The 24,022-nt window shown below is 70.9% G+C and carries 20 protein-coding genes and 1 pseudogene; 7 read left to right on the top strand and 14 right to left on the bottom strand.

All coding sequences use genetic code 11. The features are described from left to right. Positions 1-844: 844 nt before the first annotated feature. On the bottom strand, positions 845-1,246 hold the full coding sequence (locus ACFYNS_RS25125; RefSeq protein ID WP_360293277.1) for a DUF6415 family natural product biosynthesis protein: 402 nt from the start codon (positions 1,244-1,246) through the stop codon (positions 845-847). A gap of 119 nt (positions 1,247-1,365) precedes the next feature. On the opposite strand from ACFYNS_RS25125, the gene ACFYNS_RS25120 reads away from it, so the two are divergent. Both ACFYNS_RS25120 and ACFYNS_RS25115 read left to right on the top strand, forming a co-directional pair. After that, a complete protein-coding gene (locus ACFYNS_RS25120; protein WP_360293274.1) occupies positions 1,366-2,109 on the top strand; it encodes an XRE family transcriptional regulator in 744 nt (247 codons plus the stop codon). A 2-nt stretch (positions 2,110-2,111) separates the two neighbouring features. Beyond that, positions 2,112-2,582, top strand: a complete 471-nt coding sequence (locus ACFYNS_RS25115) for an NUDIX domain-containing protein (RefSeq protein ID WP_388605199.1) — start codon at positions 2,112-2,114, stop codon at positions 2,580-2,582. Positions 2,583-2,890: 308 nt separating this feature from the next. On the opposite strand, the gene ACFYNS_RS25110 is transcribed toward ACFYNS_RS25115, so the two are convergent. Beyond that, positions 2,891-4,150, bottom strand: a complete 1,260-nt coding sequence (locus ACFYNS_RS25110) for a helix-turn-helix transcriptional regulator (protein WP_360293269.1) — start codon at positions 4,148-4,150, stop codon at positions 2,891-2,893. Between the two features lie 123 nt (positions 4,151-4,273). Between ACFYNS_RS25110 and ACFYNS_RS25105 the strand changes: the two genes are divergently transcribed. Beyond that, on the top strand, positions 4,274-4,690 hold the full coding sequence (locus ACFYNS_RS25105; RefSeq protein ID WP_388605197.1) for an ATP-binding protein: 417 nt from the start codon (positions 4,274-4,276) through the stop codon (positions 4,688-4,690). Positions 4,691-4,913: 223 nt separating this feature from the next. Here ACFYNS_RS25105 and ACFYNS_RS25100 read toward each other — a convergent pair whose 3' ends face one another. Then, complete coding sequence (locus tag ACFYNS_RS25100; protein ID WP_360293263.1) at positions 4,914-5,744, bottom strand: DUF1963 domain-containing protein; 831 nt, start codon at positions 5,742-5,744, stop codon at positions 4,914-4,916. Positions 5,745-6,094: 350 nt separating this feature from the next. On the opposite strand from ACFYNS_RS25100, the pseudogene ACFYNS_RS25095 reads away from it, so the two are divergent. Together ACFYNS_RS25095 and ACFYNS_RS25090 are read left to right on the top strand one after the other, a co-directional pair. Further along, a pseudogene (locus tag ACFYNS_RS25095) lies at positions 6,095-6,478 on the top strand (winged helix-turn-helix domain-containing protein); the annotation flags it as partial. Positions 6,479-6,574: 96 nt separating this feature from the next. After that, positions 6,575-7,396: a TetR/AcrR family transcriptional regulator gene (locus ACFYNS_RS25090; RefSeq protein WP_388605196.1), complete on the top strand. Its 822-nt coding sequence runs from the start codon at positions 6,575-6,577 to the stop codon at positions 7,394-7,396. Positions 7,397-7,460: 64 nt separating this feature from the next. On the opposite strand, the gene ACFYNS_RS25085 is transcribed toward ACFYNS_RS25090, so the two are convergent. The 3 genes from ACFYNS_RS25085 to ACFYNS_RS25075 form a co-directional block, all read right to left on the bottom strand. Next, positions 7,461-8,369 carry a YceI family protein gene (locus ACFYNS_RS25085; RefSeq protein ID WP_388605194.1) on the bottom strand — a complete coding sequence of 303 codons (909 nt, stop codon included), beginning with the start codon at positions 8,367-8,369 and terminating at the stop codon, positions 7,461-7,463. Positions 8,370-8,672: 303 nt separating this feature from the next. Beyond that, positions 8,673-11,417: an MFS transporter gene (locus tag ACFYNS_RS25080; RefSeq protein ID WP_388605192.1), complete on the bottom strand. Its 2,745-nt coding sequence runs from the start codon at positions 11,415-11,417 to the stop codon at positions 8,673-8,675. An 11-nt stretch (positions 11,418-11,428) separates the two neighbouring features. Then, the gene (locus ACFYNS_RS25075) at positions 11,429-11,908 is read right to left on the bottom strand and encodes a MarR family transcriptional regulator (protein WP_360293255.1); all 480 of its coding nucleotides are present in this window, start codon (positions 11,906-11,908) and stop codon (positions 11,429-11,431) included. A 304-nt stretch (positions 11,909-12,212) separates the two neighbouring features. Between ACFYNS_RS25075 and ACFYNS_RS25070 the strand changes: the two genes are divergently transcribed. Then, entirely contained in the window at positions 12,213-12,434 is a 222-nt protein-coding gene (locus ACFYNS_RS25070; protein WP_360293253.1) for a hypothetical protein, read from the top strand. 288 nt (positions 12,435-12,722) lie between these two features. On the opposite strand, the gene ACFYNS_RS25065 is transcribed toward ACFYNS_RS25070, so the two are convergent. The 6 genes from ACFYNS_RS25065 to ACFYNS_RS25040 all read right to left on the bottom strand — a co-directional run bounded on the left by ACFYNS_RS25065 (position 12,723) and on the right by ACFYNS_RS25040 (position 19,673). Then, complete coding sequence (locus tag ACFYNS_RS25065; protein ID WP_388605190.1) at positions 12,723-13,595, bottom strand: hypothetical protein; 873 nt, start codon at positions 13,593-13,595, stop codon at positions 12,723-12,725. A gap of 273 nt (positions 13,596-13,868) precedes the next feature. Then, complete coding sequence (locus ACFYNS_RS25060) at positions 13,869-14,846, bottom strand: RNA polymerase sigma factor SigF (protein ID WP_360296182.1); 978 nt, start codon at positions 14,844-14,846, stop codon at positions 13,869-13,871. A gap of 199 nt (positions 14,847-15,045) precedes the next feature. After that, positions 15,046-15,891: an RNA polymerase sigma factor SigF gene (locus ACFYNS_RS25055; protein WP_074999182.1), complete on the bottom strand. Its 846-nt coding sequence runs from the start codon at positions 15,889-15,891 to the stop codon at positions 15,046-15,048. A 352-nt stretch (positions 15,892-16,243) separates the two neighbouring features. Further along, positions 16,244-16,408 (bottom strand): hypothetical protein, encoded by a 165-nt coding sequence (locus tag ACFYNS_RS25050; protein ID WP_019354357.1) that lies wholly within the window; start codon positions 16,406-16,408, stop codon positions 16,244-16,246. 830 nt (positions 16,409-17,238) lie between these two features. Then, complete coding sequence (locus tag ACFYNS_RS25045; RefSeq protein ID WP_388605188.1) at positions 17,239-18,186, bottom strand: NADP-dependent oxidoreductase; 948 nt, start codon at positions 18,184-18,186, stop codon at positions 17,239-17,241. Positions 18,187-19,100: 914 nt separating this feature from the next. Then, on the bottom strand, positions 19,101-19,673 hold the full coding sequence (locus ACFYNS_RS25040) for a CGNR zinc finger domain-containing protein (protein WP_388605186.1): 573 nt from the start codon (positions 19,671-19,673) through the stop codon (positions 19,101-19,103). Positions 19,674-19,909: 236 nt separating this feature from the next. On the opposite strand from ACFYNS_RS25040, the gene ACFYNS_RS25035 reads away from it, so the two are divergent. Beyond that, positions 19,910-20,530, top strand: coding sequence for an MFS transporter (locus ACFYNS_RS25035; protein ID WP_388605205.1), 621 nt, complete (start codon positions 19,910-19,912; stop codon positions 20,528-20,530). 102 nt (positions 20,531-20,632) lie between these two features. On the opposite strand, the gene putP is transcribed toward ACFYNS_RS25035, so the two are convergent. Both putP and ACFYNS_RS25025 read right to left on the bottom strand, forming a co-directional pair. Next, on the bottom strand, positions 20,633-22,441 hold the full coding sequence (gene putP / locus ACFYNS_RS25030; RefSeq protein ID WP_388605184.1) for a sodium/proline symporter PutP: 1,809 nt from the start codon (positions 22,439-22,441) through the stop codon (positions 20,633-20,635). A gap of 583 nt (positions 22,442-23,024) precedes the next feature. Beyond that, positions 23,025-23,657, bottom strand: coding sequence for a TetR/AcrR family transcriptional regulator (locus tag ACFYNS_RS25025; protein WP_360296195.1), 633 nt, complete (start codon positions 23,655-23,657; stop codon positions 23,025-23,027). Positions 23,658-24,022 lie beyond the last annotated feature (365 nt).

Raw genomic sequence — 24,022 nt, 5'->3', positions numbered from 1 at the left:
ACACGCACCGCAACGACGCGCACAGCAAAACCGAACACGGCCACCGTCAGCCATCAGCTGGGACCGAAGTGTCAAGCATCTACCGAGACCGGACAGAAGCCCTCAGGGCCGGAGCTGTTCAGAGTTTCCTTACTGGATCAAGGCGGGCCGCTGGCGCGGCCCGCGCGCGCTGGCGGCCCGTGGCCGCCGCCCGCTCCTGTCTCCGCCCCGCTCGCGTCGGCCCCGCCCCGCTCAGCGCGCAGAACCGCCCAGCCACCCAGCCGTCCGGCATGAAACGTCTGCCTCCGGCCGCATTCGGCAGGCCACTCAACACCGGTGAGCACGAGGACGACCAGGCGCACGATGCCGCCCGACCAGGTGGGGCAGGTGTGGCCCACGCCGACAAGGCCCGTGGTGCGGCGCCAAGTCTCGCTGCGGTCTGCGGGCCGGTCCCGCGGCCCCGAAGTGGCCGGCTGAGGCTCCGCGAAGGCGTCTGCGGGTCAAAGATCGAGGACAGGAAGGTGTGGTTGAGGTAGGTGGGTGGCTGGGGAGAACACGTGCCGGTGCTCGGACGCCTCTCCCGCCGTCGTGGCTGACCTTCCCCACTTGAGGCATCAGGGAGACCCGTACGACAGTCCGGGGCAATCCCGCCTTCATGCTCGACCCCCGTAGTGGCTCGCATGGTTCAAGTCCTCTCTGGGCGCGCTGCGTTCAACTGGCCGAGGCACCGTGCGAGAGCACGACGAACGCCCCGGTACCATCGGCACCAGGGTCCTGAACTGGGACTCTCCACCGGACCACCCTTCGCCTGGCCAAGGATCGAGGGTGGTCCGGTTTCGTATGCGGTTGTTGGGGCTAACTCCCCTCAGCTACCGGCGGAGGGGCCGGATTTCGCAGCGTCGGACTCGCCCCTGTCCGGCAGCAGCCCGGAGTTCTCCAGGAGGAACCGCAGCCTGTATCCCAGGGTCTGCACATGGCGTGTTGCGGTTAGCAGCCCCGAGCCGAGCCCTTCGCCGACCTCGTACCTGATCGCATCGAGTGTGGTGACCTTCTGGTACCACTCGGTGGAGCCCCGCCAGAGTCCGTCGATCTGCTTGGTCGCCAACGGCAAGAGCGCCTCGATGTGCCTCAACACGGCCTCGTGCAAACAGCACAGCTCTTCGTACGGGGGCGGCGCCGACCGCTCGGCCAGCGCCGTGCTGATAGTCCCTTTGATGTCCCCGACGTTGATGTTCGTGGGGAGACCCGTCGTCCTCTCGGTACCCATGGGCAGGAGCCTCCAGTAGCCCGCCAGGACGTAGGAACCGCAGACCAACCCCACTTTGGGACGTCCCGCGTCGTGTAAAACGTCCCTAGTGCCGTCCCCGGACCCAGGGAGAGACTCAGATGCCGAACGAGAGGCTCCGTGCTGCTATGGCGGCCGGTGGCTGGACGTATGCGTCCCTTGCCCACAAGGTCGAAGTCGACCCCAAATCGGTCGAGCGTTGGGTCAACCTCGGGCGTACTCCCCGCCGGTCAACCGCCGTTGCAGCCGCCGAGATGCTAGGAGAAGACGTGCATGCTCTATGGCCCGTACTGCGCCAGGCACGGCCCGCCCGCGCTGTCAGCCCGGAGTTGGTGGCCCTGTACGACCAGCGGGCGGACATCCCCGTGTCCGCCATCGTGGACATGCTGAAACAGGCTCGCGAGCGCATCGATGTGCTGGTGTATGCCGCCGTCTTTCTGCATGAGGCGTACCCACGCCTGAACGATCTGTTGCAGGAGCGAGCCGCCGAGGGCTGCACAGTCCGCATCGCAGTCGGCGACTCCGAAAGTACGAACGTCCGGCAGCGCGGCGAGGAAGAGTGGTTCGGCCACGGGATCGAGTCCCGCTGCCGCCTGGCCCTCATGCACTACCGGCCTCTTGTCGGGGCTCCCGGCATCGAGGTGCGGACGCACGCCACGACGCTCTACAACTCGATCTACCGCGCGGACGATGAAGCGCTGGTCAATGCTCATGTCTGGGGCGTGAACGCCTACGGCGCCCCCGTGTGGCATCTTCGGCGTAGCGGCAAGGGCGGCATGTTCGACACCTATGCCGAGAGTTTTGACGCGGTATGGGAGACCGCGACACCGGTACGAGAAGGGTGACCATGGCACGGACCGAGTACTACGACGACCCGACAGCGCCGGAGCCCAACAGTCTGGTCGTTGCTGCGTCCGCCGTGGTCACCGACGACGAGGGCCGCATTCTGCTCCAGCGTCGTCGGGACAACGACCTGTGGGCGCTGCCCGGCGGTGGCATGGAGATGACCGATTCACTCCCAGGGGCGGCCGTCCGGGAGGTGAAGGAAGAGACCGGCTTGGACGTGGAGATCACCGGCCTCGTGGGCACCTACACCGACCCCCGGCACGTGATCGCGTACACGGATGGCGAGGTAAGACGACAGTTCAACGTCTGCTTCACCGCCCGTGTGGTCGGTGGACGCCTCGCAATCTCGGACGAGTCGAAGGACATGCGGTTCGTGATGCCGGGAGAGATCGATCAACTCCCGATGCACCACACTCAGCGGCTCAGGATCGGCCACTTCCTGGAGCACCGCGAGCGGCCCTACCTGGGCTGATCACCTCAGCTCATGACATCAGCGCTGACATCAACGACGACACACAGCGCCCATCAGCGCCCCACCACAAGCACCGTCCGGGGAGGCGACCACAGCCCCTACCAGGGCCCTGCCCGAACCTACGGATCAGAAGGTTGCAGGTTCGAATCCTGCCGAGCGCGCAGCAAGCGAGAGCCCCGCTCCGGATCATCGAAGCGGGGCTCTTTCATGTGTCATGCGGCAGCGAAGTGCGGCGAGCGGGTCAGCCGTCAGCGCGTACCCGACAGCTCGAACATGCGACCCGCCCGGGTTTCGCTCACACCTGCCGCTCACGGCTGGCTGAGCAGCAGGTGTCCATGGTCGGCCAGTACCTCGCGGGCTTCGGGCACGTTCTCGTGTTCCTTCAGCCGGTGGAGTACCGTCCGCGCGCGCTGTGCCGTGCGTTCCGAAGAGAGGTCGCCGGAGGTGTCGATTACCCGGCGGGCCTCTTCGGCGGCCTGCTCGGGCTCGTTCGCGTCGGCGAGAGCCACGGCCAGCCACGACCGGTAGAGGGCGACCTCCCGGGCGTGCGTGGCTTCGTAACGTCCCAGCACGTCCCGGAGCAGGGGCACCGCGCGCAGTGGACGCCGCAGCTCGGTGAACACCCGGGCGTCCATGACCTCCAGTTCCTCGCGGTTCACCCAGTACGCCCACGAGGGCGCGGGAGGGCTGTTGGTGGAATCCAGGGCAGCATGTGCCTGGCCGAGCGCTCGCAGGGCCGGCTGTGATTCGCCGACGCGCGTGTGCGCCCACGCCACGCGGTCCAGGAACAGGGCACGTGTCGCTGCCGGAGCATTCTGTCCGGCTTCTGCCAGGGCCGCCCTCGACAGTTCCAGCCCCTCCCGGGGCCGGTCGCTGTTCGACAGGTGGTAGCCGAGGCTGCCCGCGAGCTGTGCCACCAGCACGGCATCGTCGGCCTGGCGAGCGGCCGAGATGCCGAGTCGGTAGGCGCGTTCCGCGTCCTTGCCGCGACCGGCGTCCGAGGCGATCCATCCGGCGATCTGGCCCAACTCTCCGATCTGCACCAGCAAGCCGCGCCCGGTTTCCTCGGAGTGCTCGGACTCGCGGTACAGCCGGATGGCGGCGCGCAGTTCGCGGAAGGCGGGGACGATGAGGTCTCCGCCGGACAGCACATCGTCCGCGAGCCGGAGGCCGTGCACCCGAGCTGCCAGGGCGGCCACTGTGGTGGCGCCGATCCGTCGGCCGCAAGGGGTGGTCAGCGGCTCCAACACGTCCATTCCGCCGGGCAGTAGATTCGCCAGGGTGCTCGCCACTCCGGGGAGAGCGGCCTGACCATCGCCTCGCGCGTAGGCGGCTGCCTGCTCCAGCTCATGCAGCGGCGTCCCGAGTACCTGGGCCAAGGCGGAAAGCCACGCATCCGGGACGCGTTCCCCGCGCTCCCACCGGGAGACTTCGTGGCGTGTGATCGATTGGGCACCGAACACAGCGCACAGTGCAGCGGCGAACTGCCGCTGGGATCGGCCGGAGTGCCGCCGCAGGCAGGCGAGGTAGGCGCCGAATTCGCGCCGCCGCGCCGAGGTGTTGCTCATGACGGGCTCCCTTCCGTAATCAGTGTGGCCCCTCCCTGGCCCCCTGGTTGGCTCCTCCGCCCCATCGCTTCCCCCGATTGCCTGAACGGACAGCGCCGGGCCGATCCGAGGAAGAAGACCGACATGCCGCACTCCACGACGTGGGCCCGCCAGGCCGGGCACCCCGGTTACAGCCGGACGCTGTCGCGCGCGCTCTCGAGCGCCGCGACCGCGCGGCGTCTGACATACACAGCTCTCTCTTGCTGGGGTCTGGACGAGTTGGCCGACGACGCCGCCTTGGTCGTCTCCGAACTGGTGGCCAACGCAGTGCAGCATGCTCGGCGTGAGTCGATCCGTGTGGTGGTGGAGCGGACCGGCGTGCGGTCGGTGCGGGTTGCCGTTGCGGACTTCTCCCGGGCGCGGCCCGTGGCACGCGAGGTGGGCGAGGGGGACGAAGGCGGGCGGGGGCTCGCGCTCGTGGGGGAGCTTGCGGTCGGCTGGGGCGCGGACGAGCGGCGGTGGGGGAAGGTCGTGTGGGCGGAACTCGAGGCAGGGGAATGAGCAGCGCGAAGCCTGGCCCCTGGGGCGTGCTCCGGCCCGTGGGCAGGGCGTCCGGCGGTGTGGGCAACTGTGGGCAACTGCGGGGCGCGGGCGGTCGTGCGTCGGCTGGGTGTGCCGCGGGCCCGGCTGGGCGGGCGAGGGGGACTCTCTGGCGTCGTATGGCAGACGGGCAGACGGGCAGACGGGCAGACGGGCGGGCGCGGCGGGCGCGGCGGGCGGGCTGTCAGGGGGCGAAGAACATGGAGACGTCCGTCCGGTCGAAGCGGCGGGTGGCCACGTCCTGCCTGGCGATGGACCAGTGGACCACCGCGCTCTCCCAGCCGTCGATGTCAGGGTGCCACTGGGCCAGGAGCACCCAGTCCTCCGGCCGCGCGACTTCGACATGCTCTGGGTGGTCCGCTGCCGCCGCACGGGCTGCGGCCTGGACGGGGTCCAGTTCGCCGTACTCGTCCGTGGCGTACCCGTCGAGCTGTATCTGCGACCACTTGGTGAGGTGCAGATCCGCGCCCCGCACCTGGCGCCATGCCTCGCGAAGGGCCCCGGCGTGTGGATGTTCGGCGGGATCGACGAGCGAGTCGTGGTCCGGCAGGGAGACGTCGTGGCGCAACCGCAGCTCTCCCATGCGGAGCAACTGTGCGTCCAGTTCGGCGAACACGTCGCCCGCGCTGTGGCCGCGTTCCACGTGACGTTCCTCCACGGGCGTGTCGGCGGGGAGGTGTATCGCTGTGCCGTGTGTGTCCAGCGCATCGGGATGGGCGCACAGCAGGAGCCGGCCCTCGTGCGGCAGCGGGAGGCGGGTCGCGTCCGCGGGGAGCGCGGCAAGGTCCAGGGACGCGATGAGGTGCATCTCGTCCAGGTTCTCCGGACCGGTGGTGCTGACGGGAAGCGTCAGCGGACCGCCGAAGCGGCCCACGACGGGTCCGTCCACGTGCGGTGACAGTGTCGCGCACGGACGCGCGGTCGCCAGCCACCGCTCCACGTCGGCGGGCGGCACATCGCGCGCGAGCGCCTCCTGACGGAACCGGTCCAGTTTCTCCAGGATCTCGGGCCTCATAGGAGGAATGTAGGGCCGGGGTACGACACTCACTTCTCCCCTCCCCGGCCGGGCGGCTGAGCGGCCGGGCCCAAGTGTTTCTCAGGCAATTCACATACGGCGGCAAGCTCCCTCTCACTCCGGCGTCCGAGGGTGAACCCATGATGCGGAGTGGAGCGAGTGCGGTGCCGGTGCCGGTGCAGGTACCGGCACCGCAGCGGGCCGGGACGAGGAAGCAGGCGCGGGCGGAGGGAGCCGGGTGCTCCGAGGGGGCGCCTCCGGGGGCCGGACGTGCTCCGCGGGAGCGACATGCCCCGCGGGAGCCCGGCATCCCGCGGCAGCGGACCGCCCCGCGTACGCACGCGCCCCCGCGGGACCAAGCGCCCCCGCGGGAGTCGGCGCGGATGCTCGTCGTCGGGGATCTGGCGCTGGACGAGGAGAACCGCAGGGCGTGGCGCGGTGGGGCGTGGATCCGGCTGACCGCGACGGAGTTCGAGTTGCTGCGCTTCTTGATGCGCAACCCGGGGAGAGTGCTCAGCAAGGCGCAGATCCTCGACCGAGTGTGGAACTACGACGTGGGCCGCCGGGTCAACCTGGTCGAGATCTACATCTCGTATGTGCGACGGAAGATCGACACGGGCGGGGAGCCGCTGATCCACACGCGGCGCGGGGCGGGCTATGTCTTCAAACCCGGCGAGTCCGTCATACCGGCGTTCCGGTCGCCGAAGACGGATGAAGGGTTGGATACGGATTAACATCGAGGGGTGACGGTCCGTGCTGGTCTCGGCCGTTGCCGCCCCGTTCCGTCTTCCGACCGGCCCGCGGAGCCGGCCCCCCAAGGAGCGCGTGCCATGAGTGACGGCAGCCGCACGAGCCGGATGCGCAGGACCAGCGTGTGGCTGGAGGAACGGACGGAGAGCCGCCGCAGAGCCACCGGGAGCGGCCAGACCGAGGGGCTGGACCGGGAGAAGATCACGGCGGCTGCCGTACGACTGCTGGACACCGCAGGGCTGGCGAAATTCTCCATGCGCCGCCTGGCGGCCCACTTGGGCGTCACCGCGATGTCCGTGTACTGGTACGTGGACCGCAAGGACGACCTGCTCGAACTCGCGCTGGATGCCGTCGAGGGAGAGCTGGAGGTGCCGGACGCGGACGCTGCGGGGGCGGACTGGCGCGAGCAGTTGCGGCAGTCGGCCTACGCGCTGCGCGGACTGCTGCACCGCCACCCGTGGGCGTCGGGGACGCTGGGCAGCTTCCTGAACGTCGGGCCGAGCGCGATGTCCTTCCAACTGGGCGTGCGTCGCGTGCTGCTGCGCTCCGGGCTGCCCGAGCAGCAGGCGGACGGGGCGCTGGCGGCGCTGTTCTCGTTCGTCTACGGGCACGCCGCCGTGGATGCCAGTTGGCAGCGCCGGTGCAGCGAGGCGGGCGTCAGCTCGCAGGACTGCGTCGATGCGCTGCGCTCCACGGTCGGTGCGCGCCCCGAGTACGCGGAGTGCGGCACGGGCGTACGCGGAGAGGCCGTGCGCCCGGTGGAGCAGCGGGATTTCGGTGTCGCGCTGGACTGCGTGATCGCGGGTATCGAGGCCATGGCACGGCACGGGCGCGGCCCGGCCCCGCAGGACCGGGCCGCGCCCGTGATTCCGCCCCAGCCCCCGGCTCCCGAGGACCGCTGATCCGAGTGCGGGCGCCGAGAGCCGGGGGACCGCCCTCGGTGCCTCCCCAGACCGGGCAACGGCCTCAGAACGGCAGCGATTCCCCTTGTACCGCCTGGATGTCCAGGTCCACCTTCAGCGTGGTTCCGACGGCGGCGATTCCGGCGGCGACGACCTGGTTGTAGTTCATCGCGAAGTCCGAGCGCCGCAGTTCGGCCGTGGCGCGGAAGGCGGCGCGCCGGCCGCCCCAGGGGTCGGGGCCGCTGCCCAGGTAGCTGAGGTCCAGGTCCACCTCGCGCACGACGCCGTGCATCTCGAGACGGCCGTGCACCGTCCACCGGTCCGGTCCGGCCGCGTCGATGCCGGTGCTCCGGTAGGTGATGTCCGGGTGGTTCTCGATGTCGAGGAAGTCGCCCGAGCGCAGGTGCTGGTCGCGCATGGCGTTGCCGGTGTTGATGGACTCCGCTTTGATGACGGCTTCCACGGACGACTTCTCCGGGTCCTGCGCGATCTCGATACGACCGCCGAACTCGGTGAAGCGGCCGTGCACGCTGGTCATCCCCAGGTGCTGCGCGCTCGCCGCCACCGTGGAGTGCATCGGGTCGAGGGTCCACGGGCCCGGTGGGGGCAGCTCGGCACCGCCCTGCCGGGCCAGTACCAGGGCGCCCAGGTCCGCGCGCCCGGAGGCGGTGACCATCGCCGTGGAGGCGGCCGGCGCGTAGCCCACGGCGGTGGCGATGACCGTGTACGCGCCCTGCGGCAGCGGCTGCCCGCTGCGCACGACGCCCTGTTCGTCGGCCTCGACGCGCAGCACCTGGGCACCCGTCATGTCGGTGACGGTCAGCACCGCGTGCTGCACCGCCCATCCGTCCCGGGTGCGCACCCGGGCTCGTAGGCCGCCACTCGCGGCCCCGGCCCCGGTTCGGTCCTCGGCCCCGTTGCCGGTGACGCCGTCGGCCGCACCGGGGTCCGCTCCGTCTGCCCCGCCTGTCATCTTTCTCCCAGCTCTCTCTCACCTGCGACGGCGGGCCCCGGCGACGTACACGCCGGTTCCCCGGTGTCGTTCACCATGGCCCTTCGGGCGTCGACGGACCCTGGCCTCATGGCCTCATGGCCCCTGACCTCTCGGCTTCACAGTCTCAACGGCCTCATGGATGACGGGCCCCGGCGTCCCAGCGGCGGGCCGTCCCTTGCCCGCGCTCGCGCAGTGCGCTGATCCGGGCCGCCGGGGCCCTTCCCCGAACCGGACCCGGCGGTGCGTGCTCCGCTCGTGTCACGCGCCGCCAGGACCGGGGGGTCATTCGTCCGGGTGGTGCAACTCGATGTCGTATGCGTCCACTCCGGGCCCGGTCACGTGCAGGGCGTTCGCCTGGGGCGGGTAGCCGCCGGCAATGACCGAGTAGTCGCCCGCGTCCAGGTCGGAGAAGGCGTAGGCACCGTCCTCACCGGTGGTGGACGTGGCGATGACGTTGCCCGCCGCGTCGACGAGCGTGACCCGCGCGTCGGGCAGCGGCCTGCGCGCGCTCCCGGCGCGCACGGTGCCGGTCACCCGGGCGCCCGCGGCCAGGTCGACGTCCAGCCGGGTGGTGCCCTGGCTCTGCACCTCGACCGGGAGCGCGGTGGGCCGGTGGCCGGGTGCGTTCACGGCGACGGTGAAGCTGCCGGTGACCAGTTCGTCGAACCGGTACTCGCCTGTCTCGCCGGTGACGCCCGTGGCGAGCACCTCGCCGCGGACATCCGTGACGACGACCATCGCGCCCTGCACGGGGGCGCCGTCGGCCCGGCCGCGGACCTGGCCCGAGAGGCCGCTGGTGCCCGAGAGCAGCAGGTCGTGGCTGAGCGGTTCCTCGCCGACCACGACCGTTGACGCCTGCGGCTGGTGGCCGTCGGCGGCCGCGATCAGCACGTAGGAGCCGGCTCCGGGCGCGTCCAGGCCGTAGGACCCGTCCGCGTGGGCGACGGAGCGGCCGAGTTGGCGCCCGCTGAGCGAGATCAGGGTGACGGCCGCACGGGCGACGCCGATGCCCTCCGCGTTGCGGACGGTGCCGTAGACGCCGTAGCCGCTGGTCGGCATCGGTGCCGGGGATTGTGCTGTGGCCATGGCCGCGTACTCCCTGAGCTGCTGGGTGTCGGCCCCCGACGTCCCCGACGTCCCCGACGACGCGGCGCCCGACGGTGCCCAGGCGGGGGCGGCCGCCGCGGAGTCCTGCGGCGCGGCGGTGCCGGATGACGCGTCTCCGCGGGCCGTCGCGGCCATCGCCGCGGCCGGAAGGGGGACCTCGACCGCCCCGGCCGGGTCCGCGACCGCGTCGGTGGGGTGTTCCACCGCCGCGGCGGTGTCCTCGTCCTCGCTCGCCTGCTGCGCGGACGTGGTCCGCAGCGGCACCTCCCGGATGAACAGCACACACACCAGCGCCAGCAGTGCGACCGGCGCGGCGTACAGGTAGATGTCACCGATGCCGTGCCCGTAGGCGCTCTCGACGACGGTACGGACCGGCGGGGGCAGCTCGTCCAGGTCCGGCAGGGCACTGCCGCCACCGCCGGTGGCGCCGCCGCCCGGCTTGATGCCGAGCTTGGTGAAGCCGTCCTCGATGTAGTGGGTGATCCGGTTGGAGAGCACGGCGCCGAGGGCCGAGACGCCGACCGCGCCGCCCAGGGAACGGAAGAAGTTGACCGTGGAGCTTGCGGCCCCGAGGTCGTTGACCGCCACCTGGTTCTGGGTGGCGAGCACCAGGTTCTGCATCATCATGCCGACGCCGAGGCCGAGCAGCGCCATGAAGATCGCCATGTGCCAGTACTCGGTGTCGTACCGCAGTGTGCCCAGCAGGCCCATGCCCGCCGCCATCAGCACGCCGCCGGAGATGAGGAACTTCTTCCACTTGCCCGTCCGGGTGATGATCTGCCCGGAGACGGTGGTGGAGACGAACAGCCCGCCGATCATCGGGATCGTCATGACGCCCGCCATCGTGGGGGACTTCCCCCGGGCGAGCTGGAAGTACTGGCTGAGGAAGACCGTCGCGCCGAACATCGCGATACCGACGAAGAGCGAGGCGACCGCGGCCAGCGTGATGGTGCTGTTGCGGAACAGCCGCAGCGGGATGATGGGCTCCTTGGCCTTCGACTCGACGAGTACGAAGATCAGGCCCAGCAGGATCGATCCGCCGACCATCGTGTAGGTCTGCCAGGACAGCCAGTCGTACTTGTCCCCGGCGAAGGTGACCCACAGCAGCAGGGTCGAGGCGGCGGCGGCGATGAAGAACGCGCCCGCCCAGTCCACCTTGACGCCCGGCCGCTTGACGACGGGCAGGTGCAGGGTCTTCTGCAGGACGATCAGCGCGATGACGGCGAACGGGACGCCGACGTAGAAGCACCAGCGCCAGCCGAGCCAGCTCGTGTCGGTGATCACGCCGCCGAGCAGCGGGCCGCCGACGGTGGCGATCGCGAAGGTGGCGCCGAGGTAGCCGCTGTAGCGGCCGCGCTCCCGGGGGGAGATCATCGCGGCCATGATGATCTGGGCGAGGGCCGAGAGCCCGCCCATGCCGATGCCCTGCGCGACCCGGAAGGAGATCAGCGTTCCCGGGTTCTGCGACAGGCCGGCTCCGGCCGAGGCCAGCACGAAGACGACCAGGGCTATCTGCACCAGCAGCTTCTTGCTGGTGAGGTCGGCCAGTTTGCCCCAGAGCGGGGTCGACGCGGTCATCGCCAGCAGCGACGCGGTCACGACCCAGGTGTAGGAGCTCTGGCTGCCGTTCAGATCAGAGATGATCTTGGGTAGTGCCGTGGAGACGATCGTCGACGACAGGATGGCGACGAACATGCCGAGCAGCAGCCCGGAGAGCGCCTCCATGATCTGCCGGTGCGTCATCGGTGCCGTGCGCTCCGCTGCCGTCCCGGTGGTGTCCGCCGCCGCGGCCGACTCGGCTCCGGCGGTCTGGATGCGGCCGGACGACGCGGCGTGCGCCGCGTGCCGGGCCCCACCGCCGGCTCCCGGCGCGGCGTCGCGGGACCCTCCAGCCGGCGGCTGGGATCGGGTTGTTGCCATTCGGCGTCCTTCTAACTCAGTGGTGCGGTCGGTGTGGTCTCGTGGGGCGTCCCACCGCGGGCGCGGCAGTCCCCGAAGCTGGTACGGAGCCTGCCGAGCAGGGTGTTGAGCCGGGCGACGTCCTCGTCGCTCCAGTCCTGCAGGTGGGAGGCGAATGCCTCGACGAGATGCGCGGTGAGGTCCGCGAGGAACCGTTCACCGCTCTCGCTGATCCGCAGCAGCCGGGACCTGCCGTCCTGCGGATCGGGGCGGCGCTCGATCCAGCCGCGGTCGGCGACGTGGGTGACGTGCCTGCTGGTGACCGACATGTCGATCGCCATCAGCTCGGCCAGTCTGCTGGTGCGCATCTCCCCGTGCTTGTCCAGGAGGGTCAGGACGGCCGCCGAGGCGGGTGGGCACTCCGGGGGGAGGCCGCGCGCCATCTCTCGCTTGACGGCGCCGATGGCGCTGATCTGCCGGGCCAGCTCCTCGTACTGACTGCGTTCGGCCATCTGCACCCCAGGTACTTGTTGCTTAAGGCAACCATACGGATGGTTGGTTGCTGTAGGCAAATTGATTTCGGACAACCCAGGCAAACGCTTGGTAAAGAGTGTGTGTGCTCCCGGTGTGCGTCCCCGGGGTACCGGTTGGACTGCCGCAGCTGGCCGACCATCGCGTACGGTGCGCAGTCGACTGCGCACAGGGGGCGCGCGAGGGGGCGGGATGGCCGCCGGTGGGGCGGGTGTGAGCGAGCGCACAGTGTCCGCCCCGGTGCGGCTGTGCCATCCGGGGGACGGTTCGCTAGGGTCCTGGGGCATGGCTCACAACCCGCAGGCGCCGCAGGGTCCCGATGGACAGGGACACGATCCGGCCGGCAGCACACAGATGTTCCGCGCCTTCGTCGACGAGGGCAGCCCCCGGTCCGGCAGCAGGCAGGCGGCCGCACCGGCCCCGGCGGGTCCCCGGATGGGCCTGATCGTCGGCGTCGTCGTCGCGCTCGTCGTTCTCGCCGGTGTCGCCTGGCTCGCCTTCTCCTGACGGGGCGACGGCGCAACGCCCTGGCGGCGGGCGGCCGACTGACGCCCCGTGACGTGCCGACGGTGTGACGCCTGACGCGTCGGCACCGTCCGGCGCGCTCTGTGAAGTACCGGCGTGGGCGGGCTTCTGACGGCCTGACGCTCTCGCCGGATGTGACGGTGTCCGACAGCCCGACGGTCCGGACCTGACCCCTCGGGTCCGGACCTGACCCCTCGGGTCCGGGCCTGACCCCTCGACGGCACCGGTGGCCCCGGAGGGCTCCGGTGCCGCGCCCGAGCCCGTATCCGGCTACTTCCAGCCGGTGAGCCGGACCTCGCGGGTCTCGATGTGCATGCCCAGCGGCACGCGCCAGGCGGCCACGCACACCTTCCAGGCCTTCTCCTTCGCCTGCCCGGCCGTGATCGGTACGGGCAGGGCGTGTGTGCTCTCCCGGGTGGCCCAGTCCACCCCGAGGGCGCCGATGATGTGCGTGCCGAAGGTGACCCTGCCGGCGGTGACCGCCCGGCCGCCGGAGTTGGTGAGGCGGACTGTCACCTTCTCGCACCACCGGTCGTCCGTCTTCTCCCGCCGTGGCTCGCCCGCTGTCAGTACGGCGGGACCGCTCGGCGGGTCCGGGGCGGGCGAATCCGGGGCGTCCGGTCCCGAGGAGCCGCTCCCGGGGGACGGGTTCCCGCCGGAACCGCCGCTTGAGCTGCCACCTGAACTGCCGCCGGGGCCACCGCCCGTGCGGGAGGCGGGGGCGTTGCCGGTCGAGCCCGGCGCCGCCGAACCGGACCGCTCCGCACCCGCACCGCCGTCCTCCGAGCCGCTGGTGCCCCTCTTCGCGCCCGGGCCGCCCCCGGCGCGCTCCGCGTCCGGGCTCCCGCTGCCGCGCGCCCCCTTCGGGGCGCTGTCGTCGCTCGATGTGCGGCCACCGCCGCGGCCTGAGCCACCGTCGGCACCGTCCGACCCGTCGGGCAGCGGCACCATCCGGACTCCGCCGTCCGGTCGTACCGGACCGCCGCTCCGGGGCGACGGATCCGCCGCGCCGGCCGCCACATAGCCGTCGTCCCCGCCCGCACCGCAGCCGGCGACCAGCGGCGTCCCGAGACAGACGAGAGCCGCCGAGGCGGCTATCCGGCTGCCTCGACGGCTTCGTGTCGTGCTCCCCTGGGTCCGCATGGCGTCAGTGTCACTGACGCCGCGTCAGAAGTGAAGCCTCTGTCGGCGGTTCCAGGTGTCCCTTCCGCGGTGCTCCTCGTCGTCCCGGTCCCTCTCGGCACCCCTCTCCGTGTCCCTGTGACGCGCCTCCCCGGCATCCCCGCAGTTGTGCCGCGTGAAGTGCGTCGCGGCCCTGCTGCCGGGGTCACAGCCGATGCTTCCGTCGATGTCTCCGCAGGTGTCCCGGTCGATGTCCCTGCCGGTGTCCCCCGTGTCACTCCGCCCCCGTCCCGGTCAGTCCTCCGCGATCAGCCCTTCGCGCAACTGTGCGAGCGTGCGCGTCAGCAGCCGGGAGACATGCATCTGGGAGATGCCGACCTCCTCGCCGATCTGCGACTGCGTCATATTCGCGAAGAAGCGCAGCATGATGATCTGACGCTCCCGCGGCGGGAGCTTGGCCAGCAGCGGCTTGAGGGACTCCCGGTACTCGACGCCCTCCAGCGCGCTGTCCTCGTAGCCCAGCCGGTCCGCGAGCGAGCCCTCGCCGCCGTCCTCCTCCAGCGCCGGGGAGTCCAGCGAGGAGGCGGTGTAGGCGTTGCCGACGGCCAGCCCGTCGACCACGTCCTCCTCGGAGACGCCGAGGCAGCTCGCGAGTTCGGTCACGGTCGGGGAGCGGTCCAGGGTCTGCGACAGCTCGTCGCTCGCCTTCGTCAGCGCCAGCCGCAGTTCCTGGAGGCGCCTGGGCACCCGCACGGACCACGAGGTGTCGCGGAAGAAGCGCTTGATCTCCCCGACGACGGTCGGCATCGCGAACGTGGGGAACTCCACGCCGCGTTCGCAGTCGAAGCGGTCGATCGCCTTGATCAGGCCGATGGTGCCGACCTGGACGATGTCCTCCATCGGCTCGTTCCTGCTGCGGAAGCGGGCCGCGGCGTAGCGGACGAGCGGCAGGTTCAGCTCGATGAGGGTGTCACGTACATACATCCGCTCCGCGGTGTTGGCCGTCCCCGGGGAGTCGGCCGCCGCCTTGTCCAGCGCGGCGAGGCGCAGGAAGAGAGAGCGGGACAGGGTGCGGGTGTCGAGCGTGTCGCTGCCCGGCAACGCCGTCGCGGCCCCGGCGAGCTCCGCCGGAGCCTCCGCCGTGAGGTCGTCCGGCGCCACTTCGTCGAGCATCGGTGGCACACTGCCGGGCTCGGCGGGCCCGGGAGGTGCCCCCGGGGTCGGGGACGTGTTCTCGGCGAGCACCTTGGAGCTGCCCAGTTCTACGGACATGCCACCCCCTTGAGGTCGCGGACGGTCGCTGCGGCGCCCTCGGCTCGGAGAGAAGCACCTCCCCCTCCATACCGGGCACGCCACTGCGGCAAACGCAGCTCTTGCAGAATGTCACAAGTAGGCAACGCGACGTAGCCTCATGTCGATAAAACTGCACAGTTGAGAGCGATGGGACAGAAGTTGACGTCGCTCGATCCGGCTACGCGTCGATCCGATTCGCGGCGCGCAGCCGCGCGAAGCTACGCGAGAGCAGTCGCGACACGTGCATCTGGGAGACGCCGAGCTCGGCGCTGATCTGGGACTGCGTCAGATTCCGGTAGTACCGCAGCAGCAGGATCCGCTGCTCCCGCTCGGGAAGCTGTACGAGCAGATGGCGGACGAGGTCCCGGTGTTCGACCCCGTCCAACTCGGGGTCCTCGTAGCCGAGCCGGTCCAGCAGTCCCGGCATCCCGTCCTCGCGCTCCTGCGCGGCCTCCAGCGAGGTGGCCCGGTAGGCCCGTCCGGCCTCGATGCAGGCCAGCACCTCCTCCTCGCTGATCTTCAACCGCTCCGCGATCTCGGCCGTGGTAGGGGACCGGCCGTGCAGCGTCGTCAGATCCTCGGTGGCGCCGCTGACCTGGACCCACATCTCGTGCAGCCGGCGCGGCACGTGCACGGTGCGCACGTTGTCCCGGAAATAGCGCCGGATCTCCCCGACGATCGTCGGCATCGCGAAGGTCGGAAACTGCACACCCCGGCCCGCGTCGAACCGGTCGATGGCGTTGATCAGACCGATGGTGCCGACCTGGACCACGTCCTCCATCGGCTCGTTCCTGCTGCGGAACCGCGCCGCGACATACCGCACCAGCGGCAGATTGGCCTCGATGAGGGCGGCGCGGATCCGCTCGCGCTCGGCCGAGCCGTGCTCGTGCCGGGCGAGCTGCTCGAAGAGGGACTGCGTCAGCGCCCGGGTCCGCGCGGCTCTTTCCCGCTGCGCCTCGGCGGGGGAGGGGGGCGCTTCGGCGTCGCCGGAGGGAGTCTGGGTGGGGGTACGGGTCCCGTCCACTCAGCCACCACCCCTTACGGTGCAGATCTGTCCTGGTCGATCACGTGGACCGCGTCGCATGCTGCCCTCGCTCGGCGTGCCCCTGCCGTGTCACCCGCGGTGTCGGTGCGGGCACGATTCATCAGCCAAAAAGCGGTCATAGCATCACAAGACATGTGCACCGTGTGCAAGCACCGAATGACTCCGTGTTGCCTACCAGTTGCGCCGGGGCGCACGCCGGTCGCACCGCCGAGGAGAACACAGCCCGCGACGGCGGCACGTGCGCGCCGACGGGAAACGGCGGGGCAGGACGGGGCGCCACAGGGCCCCGGCGGCGTTCGCGGGCCGCGGGAGCGACGGACGGAGCGTGGGCTCAGTTGACCAGAGAGGTCATGAACCGGCCGACGCCCTGTGCGGCACTGGAGATGCCTTCGAAACCTATCTGGACCAAGTCGGCCGAGCGTTCGGGGGACGTGATGATCGTGTACAGCACGAAGACGACAAGCACATAGCCCGCGATCTTCTTCGTCTGCGCCATCGCGCTGTCCCTCCCCCGGGCGTTCCGACCCCCGGGTGTTCGATCATCGACACCCTGTCCACCGATGTGGCGGTGCGAGTGTAGCGGGAACACTGAGCCGCCAGCAGGTGGAGGAGATCCCGGTCTCTCCCGCCCCCTGCTTCCCTGTCCGTTCCCTTTCCTGTCCGTTTCCTCTTGCCTTCTCTCCTCGCCGCTCCTCTCTCTACCGTCGGCGGCGCGGGGCCGTGCGGGGCCGTGCGGGGCCGTGCGGGGGCGTGCGGGGCCGTGCGGGGGCGTGCGAGGGCGACGGGAGACGGCGGGAAGCGGCCGAGGAGGTGCGGGGGCCCGTAGGAGAGACGTGGTGGGCCTCCGGTCGGCTCACCGGCGGCCAGGGGCCTCAGAGACCTCAGAGACCCCAGGAGCCGCAGATCCACGGATTCGGGTGCTCTCCGCCGGCTCCTCGGGACTCGGACCGGACCGGACCGCGTGCCTGGACGACGCGGACGAGCCCGGGGGACAGAGAGCGGCAGGTCAGGGCGGTTCGGAGCAGTACGGGGCAAGGGCAGAGGAAGGGGCGATCCGGGAGCCTGCGGATCGCGGGCGCCGACCGGACGGCCGCGCCCCCCGGGGGGACGGATGGCCGCCGCCCGCCGACGCGCGTGCCGGAGCGGGCTGCGCGGTGGCTGCGCGGGACCTCGCGGGGCTGCGCGGGGCGCATAGCAGCGCAGGGCAGGCCGGGCGCGCAGCCGACCGTGCGGCGCGGGACGGGCCCCGGTCCGGAACCGGGCGGCAGCCCCGGCGTCGGAAGGCAGCGCGGGAGCGGGGGAAGGCAGCGCGGGCCGGGACGTGGCTCAGGTGAGGAGGACGGTCTTTCCCCGGGCGCCTCCCGCGCGGTTGCGTGCCACGGCCCCCGGCGCCTCGTCGAGGGGTACCTCGACCTCGATCGGCACGGTCAGCGGCCCGCTGTCGATCTCCTCCCCGAGTCGTTCCAGCAGTTCGGCGGAGGCCGCGAGATGGTAGTTGATGCCTTCGATACGGCGCCCGTGGAGGGCGTCCAGCGATGCCGCGTCCAGGGTGGAGACGGCCACGCCGCCGTCCCGGACCAGCGCCGTGTTCCGGGCGAACTCCGCGGCCGATGTCGACCCCAGGTCGACCAGCGCGTCCACGCCGCCGGGGTACTCCTCCCGGACGGCGGCGGCCAGGTCCGTCGTACGGACGTCGATGGCCGACGCCGCGCCGAAGGCACCCATCCGGGCCTGGTCGTGGCCGTGTGTGGCGGCCACGACGCGCAGTCCGCGAGCCGACGCGAGCTGGGTGAGGAAGGTGCCCACGCCGCCGGCGGCTCCGATGATCAGCACGCTCTCGTACGAGCGCAGCGCTGCGGAATCCATGATCCCGAGTGCCGTCATGCCCGCGGTGGGTGCGCCCGCCGCGGTGGTCAGCGGGATGCTGGTGGGCGCGCGCGCGATGCTGCCCGCTTCGTTGACCACCACGTACTCCGCGTACGTCCCGCCCCCCACCGGCTCGCTCACCACGTGGCCGAAGACCTGTTCACCCGGGGTGAAGCGGTACGCCTCGGAGCCGCAGCTCTCCACGGTCCCGGCGAAGTCCGCGCCCATGACGAGCGGGAAGTCGTAGGGGACCAGGCTCTCCAGCATGCCCTCGGCGATCTTCCAGTCCAGCGGGTTCAGGCCCGCCGCCACGACCTGGACCAGCACCTCGCCCTCGCCGGGCTCGGGCCGCCTCGCCTGCAGGATCTCGGGCCGCCCGTTCCGCTCCCGTACACCGACAGCACGCATCCACCCGCGCCTCCCTGCTCCCCCCTGGGACCAGCGGACCTCTCTCAACGTACGACAGCACACAGTCCCCCGCAGAGCACCGGCGATTCCGGCGCGGAATGGGGTGGGGAAGCATCGGCGAAGCGGCAGCGAAGAGCTGCTGTCCGGCGGTGGGCAGTGGGCAGCGGGTGTTCGGTGCTGCGTGCCGTCGCGGGGGATGCAGGGGGCCGAGGGAAGACGGGTTCTCTCCGGGCGGCGGTATTCCGCGCGAGGCGGAACCGGATCCGTACCGGAAAAACGGCGGGAACAATGCTAGTCTGCAGCCAGCAGCGTCATTGCTGACGGTCCGCAGGATGCGGACCCCGCACCTTTGTCGGAACGAAGAGCGGGGCCGCGGACGAGGACCTCCGATGGGCTCATCCCGTGCCGGGGATGGGCCCGTCATCTCGTAGGGGAACTACCACAGTTGCTCTGTCCGGACGGCGTAGTACACCGCCTGGAAGAGGCTGGCGATCGCTCGTGCGAGATCAGCGAAACGCTGCAATGTCGTCCTCGCCGGTTCAGACTTCCAGCCCGTACCGGCCATTTCTCCTCACCCCCTCTCAAAGGGAGGTTGGGATGACGATACAGCAACGCGCAAGCACATCCCGAAGAAAAACGCCATTATTGTTCCGGTGAATTGTCGAATGGCAATCGCGGCAATGCGTGAATTGCTCGCCTCCGGCGAGCCCGGCGAGCACGGCGAGCGCGCGCAGGGAGGCCGCGCCGCGTGTGCCGGGCGGGCAGCCGACATCTGTTCCCGCCCGGGCAGGGCCTTCTCGCCGGGCGGAGCAGGCGGGCAGAGCCTTCTCCCGGTCGGGGAGGGTTCGCGGGGAGGACCTCTCCCGGTCGGGGAGGGTTCGGCCGCCTTCTGAGCGTCTTCCCGGGGTGCGGGCTCAGGCGCCGCGGGTGGTCGGTCCGGTGGCTCCGGTCTGCTTCGCGCTGTGCCGCCGGGCTTTGGCCCGGTTTCCGCAGACGCGCATCGAGCACCAGCGGCGGCTGCGGTTCTTGGAGGCGTCCCAGAAGACCCAGGCGCAGGTGTGCTCGGAGCAGCGCTTGAGCCGTGCGGCCTCCCCCGTGAGGGCCAGCTCGCACCAGGCGATCGCGAGTTCGGCCAGGGCTCTGCGGGTCGGTGGAAGATGCGGCGCGGACGACAGGGAGCCGCCGTCCGAGCGTCCGACGGAGACCAGGACGGGGAGTTCGCGCAGTGCTTCCTCGGTTCCGGCGCGGAGGGCGGGGTCGGCGCCGTCCCCGACGTTGACTCCCAGCTCCTCCCGGATGCCGGCGCGCAGACGCAGGCAGAGGCCATGGTCCGCTGCGCCGACCTGGTGTGCGCGGTCCAGTATCCCCCGCTCGGCGAGCCAGGTGGCGAGTCCGTCCGCCGAGTCCAGCTCGTCGGTGCCGAGCTTGACGTCGACGGTGTTGGCGAAGGCTTCGATCAGTCGGGCCGAAGCCGGGGCGTCGCGCATGGCCACCTCCTCCTGGGACGGCCCCACCCTACCCCCGGCTAACCGGCTAACGGTTTTACCGGTAGCGACCGTGTGCCCGCCTGTGCCAGACTCCGACCCGGCCCAACTGGTGAACGCAGTTGGATCGTTAGGGCGACCCCGGGCCGGCTCGACGACCCTCCGGACAGCCGGATGCGCGGCTTGCGGCGGGTCTTCGTTTTTCGGCGGTTTCCTCGGTTCCGAGGTGTGAGGGGCAGATCGCCGACGGGCTGCGCTGTCTCTGGCAGCAACTGCTGTTGCGCACGACGGCACTGATCCTGACCGTCCTGTGCGCGTGCTGGGGCGCCTGGCCGGCACTGATGCCGCTGTTCGCCACCGATGCCATGGGGGTGAGTCCGCAGGAGTACGGCGCGATCCTGAGCGCGCTGGGGATCAGCGGCCTGGTCGGAGCCCTCGTCGTCACCTGGGCCAACCGGCTCCTCGGCCGCCGCCGGGTGATGTTCGCCGACCTGGCCGGCACCTTCGTGATGATGGCCGTACCGGCACTCACCATCAGCGTCTGGGCCGTCGCCGTCGCCGTCGCCGCCGCGGCCTTCGCCGGAGGCGCCGGGGGCACGCTGTGGACGGTCAACTCCCGGACGATCGGCCAGCATCTGGTGCCCGACAGCATGCTCGGCCGCTACAACGCCGTCAGCCGCCTCTTCAATCGGGGCGCCGTGCCGCTCGGCGCCGGACTGATGGGCCTCCTGGCCGAATGGTGCGGGATGCGCACGGCGTTCCTGGTGTTCGCCGCTTCGGTCGCCGTCGTCGTCCTTCCCTTCCTACGCGTCCTGACGCCCGCTGCGCTGGCGGAAGCGTTCGGCACGGAGCGCGCCTGACCGGGCGCGCCGCACCGGGGCAGCGGAGGGCCGGCCCGGGCGCGCCGTCGGCGGTACGCGCACGGGCCGTCCGTCAGCGCCGGGACCGGCCCCGCGGCCGGGTCACCTCCCGGAGCCGCCGCCGGGCGGCCCGGGGTACGGGGTGCCGCCGCCGTCCGCGGGCGGTGCGGGCCAGGACGAGGGGTAGGACGACGGGTACGAGGTGGGATACGAAGGCGGCTGAGGAGGCGCCGGATACGAGGCCCCCTGCTGCGGGGGCTCCTGCCGGCGCTGCTCCTGGCCCTGCCACGCCCCCTGGCCCTGCCACGCCCCCTGGCTCTGCCACGCGCCTTGGCCCTGCCTCTGTTCCTGGCCCTGCACCTGTCCCGGGATCTGCTCCTCGTCAGGGTCCTGCGGCTCGGTGCGGAGCGGCTCCTCAGCCACCCTCGACCAGTCCAGCGTGGGGCGGCGCCCGACGAACGTGCCGAAGAACAGGGCCGCCGCGGTGGCGGCGAGCACGCCGGGCACCATCTCGTAGATGCCGGTCTGCAGCGGCCCGAGAAGCGGGTCGATGTGCTTCCACAGCAGCACCGTCAGCGCTCCGGTGAGCATGCCCGCCTTCGCACCGGCCGCCGTCATCCGGGGCCAGAACAGCGACAGGAGGATGACCGGACCGAAGGCCGCGCCGAATCCCGCCCAGGCGTAGGCGACGATGTCGAGCACGGCACCGCCGCTCAACGCGATCACATAGGCCACCAGCGCCACGGCCACCACGCTCAGCCGTCCGATCAGCAGCAGCATCGTGTCCGAGATCTGGGCCCGCCGTCGGAAGAACGCCCGGTAGAGGTCCTCGGTGAGGGACGTGGCCGAGACCAGGAGCTGGCTGTCCACCGTGGACTTGATCGCGGCCAGCACGGCCACCAGCAGGACTCCCGCGAGCCAGGGGGAGGTCAGCTGGGTGGACAGGGCGATGAAGACGGTCTCCGGGTTGTCGAGCGGCTTGTCGAGGGCGGCGATCCCGGCGAGTCCGACGAGCGAGGCGCCGGTCAGGACGACGATCACCCACATGACGCCCAGTCGGCGGGCCAGCGGTATGTCCCGGGTGCTGCGGATGCTCATGAAGCGGGTCAGGATGTGGGGCTGGCCGAAGTAGCCCAGTCCCCAGGCGAGCAGCGAGATGGTCGCGACGGCCCCGAGCGAGTGGCCCGACGTCCACTTCTTGTCGATGAAGGACGACTCGGCCAGCGGGTCGAGCAGTGCCGGGCCGGCGGCGGTGAGCCGGTCGTGCAGTGCGCCGAAGCCGCCGAGTTGCCACAGGGCGATCGCGGGGAGGGCGATCGCTGTGAGGAACATCAGCGTTCCCTGTATGGAGTGGCTGACGCTCAGGGCCCGGAATCCGCCGAGAATGGTGTAGATGACGATCACCACGGCGAAGACGGTGAGACCCAACTCGAAGCCCGCGCCGAATATTTCGTCCGCCAGCAGTCCGCAGGCGACGAGTCCGCTGGCGACGTAGACGGTGAAGAACACGACGGTGACGACGGCCGAGAGCAGCCGGATCACCCTGCTCCCGTCCTCGAACCGTTCCTCCAGGTAGGACGGCAGGGTCACGGCCTGCACCCGCTCGGTGTAGATCCGCAAGCGGGGTGCGACGAAACGCCAGTTGAGATACGTGCCGACGATCAGTCCGACGGCGATCCAGGTGGCGCCGATCCCGGCCATGTACACGGCGCCCGGAAGGCCCAGGAAGAGCCAGCCGGACATATCGGCGGCTCCGGCGGACAGGGCTGCTACCGGTGCGGTGAGCCGGCGGCTGCCGACGGTGAAATCATCGAATGTGGTCGTTTCTTCGTGCGTCACAACACCGACCATGACCATCGCGATCAGGAAGACGCCAAAGGTGATCATGACGGGGACGGTCAGGGCGATCATGTATTACTCCCAGTGCTGCGGAAGCGCCCTTTGGCACATACCGCGTACGCGGTCACACTTTCGGGCCGAGAGGCTGGAGCTTAGGAAAGCGGAGCGCTTTCTGGCGAGAGAATCCGGTGCCGCACGACTTGATCGGTTCCGGATCGTGATGCGCGCGCAGCTTCCCGCGCCACCGGGGGCCGCCGGAACCGGCGAGTACCGGGTGACGAGGGGGAACACGCGCGCGCTTATCGGCACGAACCGCGCGGAATCCGGCCCTCCGTACGACCTTCGTACGGTGTTCCGTCGATGTTCTGCCCGGAGCGGCGGCGGTGAAGCGAGCCCCGGAAACACCGACGAACTTCAGTGAACACCGACAGACACCACTGAACAGCGACAGACATCGGCGCGCGCCGGTGGAGAACGAGCGCCGGTGGAGAAACCGTGAACATCGCCGTCGCGAGAAGATCGGCGAACGTGAGCGCACATCGAGAAACGTCGCCGAACCCGAATGAACACCGGAAAGCATCGCGAAAAGCGGGCCCGGCAGCGCACTCTCCTTCCGCGCTGTCCGCAGCGCCTCTCTCCCCGCGGCGCGGTATGTCTACCTGGTGCGGTATGCCCGCAAAAAGGTCCGCACTCCCTCGACGATGAGCGGGCGAACGCGGGTGTCCTCCGCGGCGTTCGCCGAGCCGAGCCTGTCCAGGGCGACGCCGAAGGTCAGCGCGAGGAACTGGTCGGCCGCGAGCCGCGGGTCGGGGACGTCCAGCAGCCCGGCGTCCGCGAAGGCGGCGAACCGCTCGCCGATCGCCTCGTCGGGGGCGTCGGCCATGGGGTTGTAGCCCCGGTGCGGCAGGTGGCCGGACTCCGTCCGGACCAGCCGGAGCAGCGTGGCGTACTCCGCCGAGTCGAGCATCTCGGTCGCGATCTGCATCGAGAAGGCCACCAGGGCGTCCTCGAGGTCGGTCGCCTCGGTGCGCTCGGTGAGGGTGTCGTCCATGGTGCGCCGGACCGTCGTGATCAGGGACTGGCCGACGGTGTCGACGACCTTGTGCAGCAGCGTCTGCTTGTCGCCGAAGTAGTCGTAGACCGTCCGCTTGGACACTCCGGCCCGCGCGGCGACCGCGTCGACGCTGGACCGGTCGAAGCCGTCGGCGAGGAACAGTTCCCGGGCCGCCGAGAGGATCGCGGCCCGCTTCTGCGCTGACCCCTCGCGCAGTGTCTTCGTGGTCGGCATGGGCACATCCTAGCGGCCTACACTGCACCGTGTAGTGTAGTTCTCGGGTCGCGGCGCGTACCGCTCCTCCGCACCGCACCCGTGCACCGCCCTGCCCAGCGGAGCCGCGCCCGCGTCGCCCGATCACCGCTCTTCCAAGGCCACGCGCCGGGCGGCCCCGGCCGGACCCGACCACCACCCGACTCGCCCACGCTGCGGCCCGCGAGGGGCGTGCAGCGCGTACAGCCGCGGTCCGCACCGGACCCGGCCGCACGAAGGCAGCGGTACAGCCCCGCGGCCGCCCCGCTTCCCCGCCCGGCACCGACGCTCCGCCCGGCACCGACGACGTGTCCGGCCACCGACGACGTGTCCGGCCACCGACGACT

The organism is Streptomyces sp. NPDC006925, assembly GCF_042869575.1.
Classification (GTDB): Bacteria; Actinomycetota; Actinomycetes; order Streptomycetales; family Streptomycetaceae; genus Streptomyces.
Note: the sequence above shows the minus strand (reverse complement) of the source record. Positions and strands in the feature narration are given on the sequence as shown.

Excerpts from the sequence above, each read along its gene's own strand:
- ACFYNS_RS25125 (WP_360293277.1), bottom strand. The coding sequence starts at position 1,246 with ATGGGTACCGAGAGGACGACGGGTCTCCCCACGAACATCAACGTCGGG.
- ACFYNS_RS25120 (WP_360293274.1), top strand. The coding sequence starts at position 1,366 with ATGCCGAACGAGAGGCTCCGTGCTGCTATGGCGGCCGGTGGCTGGACG.
- ACFYNS_RS25115 (WP_388605199.1), top strand. The coding sequence starts at position 2,112 with ATGGCACGGACCGAGTACTACGACGACCCGACAGCGCCGGAGCCCAAC.
- ACFYNS_RS25110 (WP_360293269.1), bottom strand. The coding sequence starts at position 4,150 with ATGAGCAACACCTCGGCGCGGCGGCGCGAATTCGGCGCCTACCTCGCC.
- ACFYNS_RS25105 (WP_388605197.1), top strand. The coding sequence starts at position 4,274 with ATGCCGCACTCCACGACGTGGGCCCGCCAGGCCGGGCACCCCGGTTAC.
- ACFYNS_RS25100 (WP_360293263.1), bottom strand. The coding sequence starts at position 5,744 with ATGAGGCCCGAGATCCTGGAGAAACTGGACCGGTTCCGTCAGGAGGCG.
- ACFYNS_RS25090 (WP_388605196.1), top strand. The coding sequence starts at position 6,575 with ATGAGTGACGGCAGCCGCACGAGCCGGATGCGCAGGACCAGCGTGTGG.
- ACFYNS_RS25085 (WP_388605194.1), bottom strand. The coding sequence starts at position 8,369 with ATGACAGGCGGGGCAGACGGAGCGGACCCCGGTGCGGCCGACGGCGTC.
- ACFYNS_RS25080 (WP_388605192.1), bottom strand. The coding sequence starts at position 11,417 with ATGGCAACAACCCGATCCCAGCCGCCGGCTGGAGGGTCCCGCGACGCC.
- ACFYNS_RS25075 (WP_360293255.1), bottom strand. The coding sequence starts at position 11,908 with ATGGCCGAACGCAGTCAGTACGAGGAGCTGGCCCGGCAGATCAGCGCC.
- ACFYNS_RS25070 (WP_360293253.1), top strand. The coding sequence starts at position 12,213 with ATGGCTCACAACCCGCAGGCGCCGCAGGGTCCCGATGGACAGGGACAC.
- ACFYNS_RS25065 (WP_388605190.1), bottom strand. The coding sequence starts at position 13,595 with ATGCGGACCCAGGGGAGCACGACACGAAGCCGTCGAGGCAGCCGGATA.
- ACFYNS_RS25060 (WP_360296182.1), bottom strand. The coding sequence starts at position 14,846 with ATGTCCGTAGAACTGGGCAGCTCCAAGGTGCTCGCCGAGAACACGTCC.
- ACFYNS_RS25050 (WP_019354357.1), bottom strand. The coding sequence starts at position 16,408 with ATGGCGCAGACGAAGAAGATCGCGGGCTATGTGCTTGTCGTCTTCGTG.
- ACFYNS_RS25045 (WP_388605188.1), bottom strand. The coding sequence starts at position 18,186 with ATGCGTGCTGTCGGTGTACGGGAGCGGAACGGGCGGCCCGAGATCCTG.
- ACFYNS_RS25040 (WP_388605186.1), bottom strand. The coding sequence starts at position 19,673 with ATGCGCGACGCCCCGGCTTCGGCCCGACTGATCGAAGCCTTCGCCAAC.
- putP (WP_388605184.1), bottom strand. The coding sequence starts at position 22,441 with ATGATCGCCCTGACCGTCCCCGTCATGATCACCTTTGGCGTCTTCCTG.
- ACFYNS_RS25025 (WP_360296195.1), bottom strand. The coding sequence starts at position 23,657 with ATGCCGACCACGAAGACACTGCGCGAGGGGTCAGCGCAGAAGCGGGCC.